Origin of the sequence: Kitasatospora sp. NPDC001539 (assembly GCF_040298565.1) — a bacterium.
Taxonomy (GTDB): Bacteria; Actinomycetota; Actinomycetes; order Streptomycetales; family Streptomycetaceae; genus Kitasatospora.
On the sequence record NZ_JBEPAK010000075.1, the window covers coordinates 20,448 to 28,137 of the forward strand.

The 7,690-nt window shown below is 75.2% G+C and carries 7 protein-coding genes; 3 read left to right on the top strand and 4 right to left on the bottom strand.

Annotation, left to right across the window (positions count from 1 at the left end; all coding sequences use genetic code 11):
* Window positions 1–326: 326 nt before the first annotated feature.
* The 3 genes from ABT247_RS14675 to ABT247_RS14685 form a co-directional block, all read right to left on the bottom strand.
* A complete protein-coding gene (locus ABT247_RS14675) occupies window positions 327–2,120 on the bottom strand; it encodes a hydroxysqualene dehydroxylase (RefSeq protein ID WP_350742641.1) in 1,794 nt (597 codons plus the stop codon).
* A gap of 89 nt (window positions 2,121–2,209) precedes the next feature.
* Window positions 2,210–2,614, bottom strand: a complete 405-nt coding sequence (locus ABT247_RS14680) for a hypothetical protein (RefSeq protein ID WP_350742643.1) — start codon at window positions 2,612–2,614, stop codon at window positions 2,210–2,212.
* A 273-nt stretch (window positions 2,615–2,887) separates the two neighbouring features.
* Window positions 2,888–3,343: an SRPBCC family protein gene (locus ABT247_RS14685; protein ID WP_350742645.1), complete on the bottom strand. Its 456-nt coding sequence runs from the start codon at window positions 3,341–3,343 to the stop codon at window positions 2,888–2,890.
* Between the two features lie 219 nt (window positions 3,344–3,562).
* On the opposite strand from ABT247_RS14685, the gene ABT247_RS14690 reads away from it, so the two are divergent.
* Together ABT247_RS14690 and ABT247_RS14695 are read left to right on the top strand one after the other, a co-directional pair.
* Complete coding sequence (locus ABT247_RS14690; protein WP_350742648.1) at window positions 3,563–3,961, top strand: bleomycin resistance protein; 399 nt, start codon at window positions 3,563–3,565, stop codon at window positions 3,959–3,961.
* Window positions 3,962–4,154: 193 nt separating this feature from the next.
* Window positions 4,155–5,822 carry an immunity 49 family protein gene (locus ABT247_RS14695; protein WP_350742650.1) on the top strand — a complete coding sequence of 556 codons (1,668 nt, stop codon included), beginning with the start codon at window positions 4,155–4,157 and terminating at the stop codon, window positions 5,820–5,822.
* 172 nt (window positions 5,823–5,994) lie between these two features.
* Here the strand turns inward: ABT247_RS14695 and ABT247_RS14700 are convergent, their stop codons facing one another.
* Window positions 5,995–6,771: a L,D-transpeptidase family protein gene (locus ABT247_RS14700; protein WP_350742652.1), complete on the bottom strand. Its 777-nt coding sequence runs from the start codon at window positions 6,769–6,771 to the stop codon at window positions 5,995–5,997.
* A 363-nt stretch (window positions 6,772–7,134) separates the two neighbouring features.
* Here ABT247_RS14700 and ABT247_RS14705 point away from each other — a divergent pair, with 363 nt between their 5' ends.
* The gene (locus ABT247_RS14705; RefSeq protein ID WP_350742654.1) at window positions 7,135–7,641 is read left to right on the top strand and encodes a mycothiol transferase; all 507 of its coding nucleotides are present in this window, start codon (window positions 7,135–7,137) and stop codon (window positions 7,639–7,641) included.
* The last annotated feature ends 49 nt before the right edge of the window (window positions 7,642–7,690 follow it).

The window sequence follows — 7,690 nt, forward strand, 5'->3', positions numbered from 1 at the left end:
GCCCCCGGTAGGACTCGTGCCCCTGGCGGGAATGCCCGCACTGCTCGCACGCGGTCCTTCCCCAGCTGTACACCGCCATCTCGCCCTCCCTCGGTACGGGTTCCCCCGTCTTCGCGAAGGGCAATCCCGCACCCACGACCGGGAAAGGACCCCGGCGACGTGCGGGCGGCGTCCGGCGCGGGTCGCCGTGGCGCACCTGAGCCCAGGGGCGAGGGCATTTCAGCCCGCCGGCGCCCGACGCGCGGCCGGAACCGGCGCGCGGGCGCCGCGGGAGGGGAGGTGGTCGACCGCGCGGGTCGACGGCGACCCTCCGGTCGCCGCGCCTGTCAGCCCGCGTCGAACGCGTTCGGCAGGCCCCGGCGGTAGCGGGCCTCGTCCTGCTGTTGGAGGGCGGCCAGCTCGGGCGGCTGGTAGAGCGGCCACACCGTGCAGCGCGGGGCCGGTGAACCGTCGGCGTCGAGCAGGGCGTTGACCGCCCGGCGGGCGGATTCGTTGGCGCCCTCCATGGTGGCCAGGTCGATGTCGGTGGCGACGTAGTCGCCGGCCAGGAAGAGGTTGGGCACGGCGGTCGTGGCGGACGGGCGGTTGTACAGCGTGCCCGACGGGTGGACGAGCAGCTGTTCGCGGTTGGCCGGTTCCGGGCCGCCGAGGCCGGTGACGGCCGGGTCGACGAACCAGGTCACCAGGTCCGCGTCGTCCAGGACGCGCCGGCCGCCGCTGTTGAGGGAGTCCTTGAGCTGGGCCCAGGTCTCGCGCACCATCTCCTCGCGGGAGCACTTGAGCGCGGGCTTGCCGTAGACGATGCCCGGGGTGTCCCACTGCGAGACGATCGCCGAGAGGCAGTCGGCGACCTGCCCGTCGCCGTAGTCCCGCCGGAAGTCCCGGCCGGGCCAGAACTGGGCCTGGCCGATGCAGGTGACGGCCCAGGGGGAGTCGACCAGGTCGACGTGGCCGTGCACGATCGGGGTGCGGCGGCGCAGGTAGAACTGCACGCCGACCATCCAGTCGGTCCGGAGCCGGTCGCAGCGCGCGAGCTGCGGGTCGGCGGCGCGCAGCCCGGGCCCCCAGGTGGCACGGGCGTGTTCGACCGGCAGGGCGCTGACATAGTGGTCGGCGAGGACGGGGGTGTCCGCGTTCCGCAGCCGCACGCCGGAGATCCGACCGCCCTGGTACAGCAACTCCTCCACTTCGGGGCCGAGTTCGAACCGGACGCCGAGGGAGCGCAGATGGGCCTCCCAGGGGCCGATCCAGGCCTCGCTGGTCGGGGCGTTGAGGACGCGGTCCGGCTCGCCGTCGGCGCCCCGGCCCAGGACGTTGTAGACGAACGCCTGGAGGACCCGGGCGACGGTGCGGGTGCTGGCCTCCTCCGCCCTGGTCGCGACGACGTTGCGGGTGATGCCGACGCCCAGCAGCCGCTGGTAGTCGTAGGACATCTCGCCGGCCCGGATGAACCGCCACCACGGGACGCGCTCCCACTGCTCGTAGCGGCGCAGCTCGCAGCTGGTGAAGTGGACCAGCATCCGGTTGGCGAAGTACGCGACCTCGGTGGCCGGCAGGTGCAGCGCGGTGTCCAGCAGACCCGTCAGCGTCTGGAGCAGCGCGTCGGGCAGTAGCTCGCCGAGCAGCGGCGGCGTGGTCACGGTACGGAACGGCAGCCGCAGCGCCGGGCGCCCTGCGGCGCGGGGGAACAGTTCCTCGGTGGCGTCCACCAGGTTGTCGTGGACGGTGCGGCCGGCGTCCCCCGGGGACGAGGGGATCCGGCGCAGGGTGTCGGGCAGGTTGCGGTAGAAGCCGGGGAAGAAGCGGAAGCCGTGTTCGCCGGGCAGCGGCCGCCGGCCGCCCCGGGCGGTGCCGGGCACGTCCATGCTGCGCGCCTTGCCGCCCAGCACGTCGTTGCGCTCGTACACCGTCACCCGGTAGCCGCGCTCGGCCAGTTCCTGTGCCGCGCTCAGGCCGGCGACTCCGCCGCCGAGCACGGCGACCCGCCGCCCCGGCCGCCCGCCGGACGGCGGCGCCGCCCGCGCCGGCCCGGTGGCCGCCAGCGCGAGGCCGGTGGCCGTCCCGGCCGCCGTGGTGAGCAGAGCGCGCCGGGTGTGTTCGGCTGCCGTGATCGTTCGCATGCCCCGTCAACGAGCCCGCGCAGGTGGGAGGCACGGTCGGGGCCGCTGCGAACCCCCGGCTCCCGGGCGCCGACCGGGGAGCCAGACCGTCAGCGGACGTCGAGGGTGACCTTCCAGAGGGCGACGGCACGGGGGCAGACGTGCCCCGGAGCGGTGACGACGCAGCGGCGGTGCGCGGTGACGGCGGCGCGCCCGGCGGCTTGGGCGTCGAAGGTGGCTTCGGCGTCCCCATGGGCCACGGTGCGGACCGAGGACCGCGACAGCACCTGGCCGTCGGAGGTCGTGGGTTCGTCCCACACCCAGTTCATCCCGTCACCCGGTACGGCCTTGAGGCTGACCCGGACCGTGTCGCCCGACCTGACGGTGACGGCCCTGCCGGCGTCGCCGTTGCCCAGGCCCACGGCGTGCCGCACCGCCGCCTGGGCGAGCGCCGGCGGGGCGATCAGTGCGGTTGCGGCGACCACGGTGGCGGCGAGCCGAGTACGGCCGAGCATGGCAGTCCTTCCTGGAGGGCGTGATGTGTCCAGCTGCTCAACGGACTCCACCGCCGCCGAGGCTCCTCGACGCGGAACCGTTCACCCGTATGGGGGTACGGGAGTTCGGCGGCCCGGGTCTGCTCGGCCCAGGTCTGCTCGGCCGTGACGGCAGCACCGCGCGCGTCCGAGCCGCTTGCAGGCCACTGCCGTGCGCTCCGGCTCCCGCTGCCACGCGCCGCCGCTCCCGCTGCTACGCGCCGCCGCTCCCGCTGCTACGCGCTCCCGCTGCCGTCAGCCGGCCTCCGGTGCCGACCCGGGGCCGGTCCCGGTGGCGGGGGCCTCGATGAACCGCTTGAAGCGGCGAAGGTCGCCGCGGACCTGGATGCCGAGGACGCCCAGCCTGTCGGCGGCCTTCTCGGCGAGGCCGGTGGGCTGGAAGTCCATGGTCATCCGCACCCGGGTCCGGGTCGCGCCGAGCGGCTCGAACTCGACCGTGCCGGTGTGCTTGACGCTTCGGCCGGTGGTGCGCCAGGCGACCCGCTCATCGGGGACCCGGTCGACGACCTCCGTTTCGAACTCCCGGGAGAGGCCGGCGATCCTGGTGCGCCAGTGGGCGTGGCGCTCGTCCAGTTGCGTGACCTCCTCCACGCCGTCCATGAACTTCGGGAAGTCCTCGAAGGTCGCCCACTGGTCGTAGACCACGCGGACGGGCGCGTCCACGTCGATCGACTCCTCCACCCGGCTCATCTCCGCACCTCTCCCGCGCCGTCCTGCCGGTCGACCCGCGGAGCGCCCGCCGTGAGGGAGCGGGACCGGGCAGCCGCTGTCAGCCGTTGTCCCTGCCAATCTGGGCCGTGCGCCGGACCGCGGCAACCGGCGGGCCCCCGGCCGGGCCGGCCCGGTCCACGCATCACGCACCACGGGACGACGACGAGCCGTGTCAGTGGGATGCCCTACGGTGGCGCCATGGACGAGGGTGACGAATGCGACGAGTACGCGGTACCGATCCTGCCGAGCCGGGACCTGGACGAGACCTCGGCGTTCTACTCCCGCCTGGGGTTCGAGCCGCGCGGGCGCTGGGAGGGTGCGGACGGCTACCTGATCGTCGTCCGGGGCACGGTCGAACTGCACTTCCGCCACGACCCCGGGGTGGACCCTTTGGCCACGGCCGGCAGCTGCTACCTGCGGGTCCGGGACGCGGACGCGCTGCACCGCGACTGGGCGCGTCTCGGCGTGCCCACCGACCGAGCCACCGGCAGCCGGCTGACGCCGCCCGTCGACACCGCCCACCGGATGCGGGAGTTCGCGCTGGTCGACCGCAGCGGCAACCTGCTGCGGATCGGCAGCCCGTACGAGCCGCGTTGAGGCCGACGGCGCCGCGCCCACCGGAACGAACACCGCGCGGGGGAGACGACGACCCGCGGCGGTGCCTCCATGCCTCCGTGCCTCTGCGCCTCCGTGCCTCCGAGCCGGGGCGCTGCGCCGTGACCCTGCCGACCGCGATGTCCGACCCACTGCCTAGGCTGGGCCGACACCGATGATCAAGGGGGCAGGGGCCGTGCGGATCGAACGTCACCAGGTGGACGAGGAGCGGGTGGCACGCGCCCGCGAGGACTTCGTGGACCGGATCGGGAGGCAGGTCCACTCCTACTCCCGCGCCGGCCTGATGACCACCACCGAGTGGCAGCTGATCGCCGACTCCTTCCTCGACTACCTCGGAGCCCTCTCCACCACCCGGCCCGACTTGGGCTGCGCCGAGGCCAGGGCCGTCCTCAAGGACGCCGCCGAGGCCGCCGTCGGCGCCGTCTCCTTCGCCGCCTACTACCCGCACGACGGCTTCCACGTCTTCCTCGACTACCCGAACTTCGGGATGAGCTACGCCCGCGAGGACGGACAGGACCGCGATCCCCACCACCTGGTCACCGCCCGCGAATGGCTCGACGCCTTCTGCCTGGCGATCGTCGCCGACACGGTGTCCGCCCATGGCGAGGCCTTCTGCTGGGCCCGGCAGTTGATGCCCGACGAGCCGGTCACGCCCACCCTCGAGCTCGTCGACGGCTTCGCGGCCCACTTCTTCGAGGAGGCCGAGCTCCCGGGCGCCGACGCTGGAGCCGAACCGCAGCCCGGGCTGCGCGCGCTGCGCGCCCTCACCGTCGGGGACCGCGAGGCCTTCGACGCCGCTCTGCTCGCGCTTCTCCAGGAGGGCCCGCACGGCACCGGCCCCCGCAGCCTCCTGCCGCTCGTCCCGATCGCCCTCGCGGCCCTCGCGTACCGCACCCACGGCTGGACCGCGGCGGTCGACACCGACTACCTGCCCCGCGCCCTGGTCACCGGCTTCGAGACCCCCGGCCCGCGGGTCCGCGCCCTGGGCCGCGACCCGCGCCCCGATGCCGTGGCCCGGCTCGCCGCCGGGCCCGTCGACGTCGAGCGGCCGGGCCCGCTGCGCCCGCCCACCCCGGACGACGAGGCGTGGTTCGAGCGGCGCACCCGGGAGGTCCTCACGCCGAAGGAGGGCGAGCCGCTGGACGCGTGGGACCTCACGGCCGCCCTGGGCTACCAGACCCACCTGCTGGCGGCGCGCGCCTCGGCGTCCGCCGACGCCACCGATGCCCTGCTCGGCAACCTGCGGCTCGGCTCCCGGCTGGGCGCCGCCGCGTTCCGGGTCGCTCTCGCCGAGCCGGGCACCGAGGCCGAGGTGACCGTCGACGGCCGGACGCTCCGCCTCCCCGCCTGCCGGGACAGGGCCTTCGGACCGGCCCTCTGGGAGACCGCCCTGTCCTACGCCCTGGTCACCGGCAGTGCCGAAGACCTCGAGCCGCTCGTCGCGGCCGGTCCCACCATCGCCACCGAGGACCCCTCACCGTTCGCCCCGTACCGCACCGCGCTGCACGACCACCTGCGCGGCGCCGACCCGCTCCCGGCCACCGAACGGGCCCTGGAGCAGGTGGAGCGCACGAGGGACAAGGGCTTCCCGCCGCCCCCGGTCGTGCTCTTCTCGCAGCTGCTCCGGGGCGACGAGACCAGCTTCAACCTGGCTCTGCTGGACGCCCTGGAAGCCCACCGCGACCACCACTCCGTCGCCGACCGCGCTGCCGAGCCGGGCGCCGCGCTCAACCTCGGCATCCTCGCCCTCGCCTGCCACGCCCGCCGCAGCCGCGGCTGGGCCGTCCGCGTCCGGTCCCCCTACCTCCCGGCACGCCTGCTCGAAGCGGCCGGGCGGGCCTGACGAGGCGCCGGGAAGCCCCGGGAGGGGGCGCCCCTGCCGCTCCCTCCGCCCGCGGCCCCGCCCGTTCTCGGACGGTCCCGGGCCTCGGCGTCGACGCGGACCGCGACCGGCTGCGCGAGCCGGCCGGCCGCCCCGGGGCCCCGGGCGGCCAAGCCGCCGCCGGCACGGACCATCACGCGCCGGGGGTGCGTACCTCCTGGCGGCCCGGCAGCTTCCGGTCGATCGCGATGACGGGGTGGCCGGCGGGGTCGATCCACTGCATCGTCCGGGCCATGAAGGCGGCGGGGACGGCGACGCAGCCGCCGGTGGCGCCGGCCTGGGGGCCGAGGACGTGGAGGAAGATGCCCGCGCCCCGGCCCTTCACCACGGGGGAGGTGTTGAAGTCGATGACCAGCACGTCGTCGTACTGGACGGGGTAGTCGACGAGGTGTTCGCTGCCGAGCGGTCCGTCCGCGGTGAGGTGGAAGCCGCCCTGGGTGTCGGTGCGCATGCGGTTGTAGTAGGCGGAGGACGGGTCCTGGACCCACCAGTCGTGCGCGGTGACGTGGTGGTACGGCATCCTCGTGCCCGGGTCCGGGGAGAGGCCGAAGGCCTGGGTGATGCCGTAGGTACCGGTCGGTGTGGTCCCCGTCCCCTGGACGCGGGTGAGGCCGTCGTGCAGGCCGCCGGAGCCGATGCGCGCGTCGGCCGTGGAAACGAGGGACCGCCAGACGCCGTCCCGGCGGTCCCACAGGGTCACGGTGGCGCGGGTGCCGTCCGCCTCGACCGTGATCACCTGGTGGGCGCGGCCGACGGTCACCGGCACCGGGAACGGGCTCTCGTCGGCCCAGGCGTGCGGGGCGACGCCCGGGCCGGTCAGTGCGACGGCGGCGCCGAGCGCGAGGGCCACGCCCGCGCGGCGGAGCGCCGAGCCGGGGCGGTCGGCGAGGGGTGCCCGGGAGACGGCCATGGAGGGGCCCTTCTGGTGTGGGTCGACAGGGGCGGAGCGGAACGGCACGTGCGGGGAGGGAGGGGTTCCTCGCTGCCACCGGGTGGTGCTCCGGTCGGCCCTTGCCCGCCCGGGGCGGTCCCGGCCACGCCAGGCCATGATCGGGTCGCCGGGGCGACCGCGCCAGCACCGACACCGCCGGGCTGCGGACGCGGTGGAGGACGGGGACGGCACCGCCCGCCGCCGGAGGCGCTGCCCGGGCGACGGCGCGTCGGGCCCGGGTGGCCGGGGCTCCGCGGGCGGGACACAATCGTCGGGGCGGAGCGTGATCCGCCGCGCCGCCGGCTGGGCGGGGTACTCGACCGGGAGGCGGCTGTGGCCGGTGTGACCAGTACCGATCTTCTGGTGGACGCGTTCGACAGGATCCGGGACACCGTCGCCGACGTGGTCGACGGCCTGACCCCGGAGCAGCTGTCGTTCCGGGTGCAGGACTCGGCCAACTCGATTGCCTGGCTGGTCTGGCACCTCACCCGGATCCAGGACGACCACCTCGCCGACGCGGCCGACCGGGAACAGGTGTGGACCGCCGACGGCTGGGCGGGGCGGTTCGCCCTGCCGTTCGCCGCGTCGTCCACCGGTTACGGGCACCGGCCCGCGCAGGTCGCCAAGGTCACCGCCACCGCCGACCTCCTCGTGGGCTACCACGAGGCCGTCCACGCACGGACCGTCGACTACGTGCGCGGCCTCGACAACCGGTCCCTCGCCAGGATCGTCGACGAGTCGTGGCAGCCCCCGGTCACCCTGGGGGTGCGGCTGATCAGCGTGATCGCCGACGACCTCCAGCACGTCGGCCAAGCGGCCTACGTACGAGGCCTGCTGACCCACCGCTGACGGCCCCCGGCCCCCGGCGGCGGCCCTCGGCCCCCGGGCTCCGTGGGCC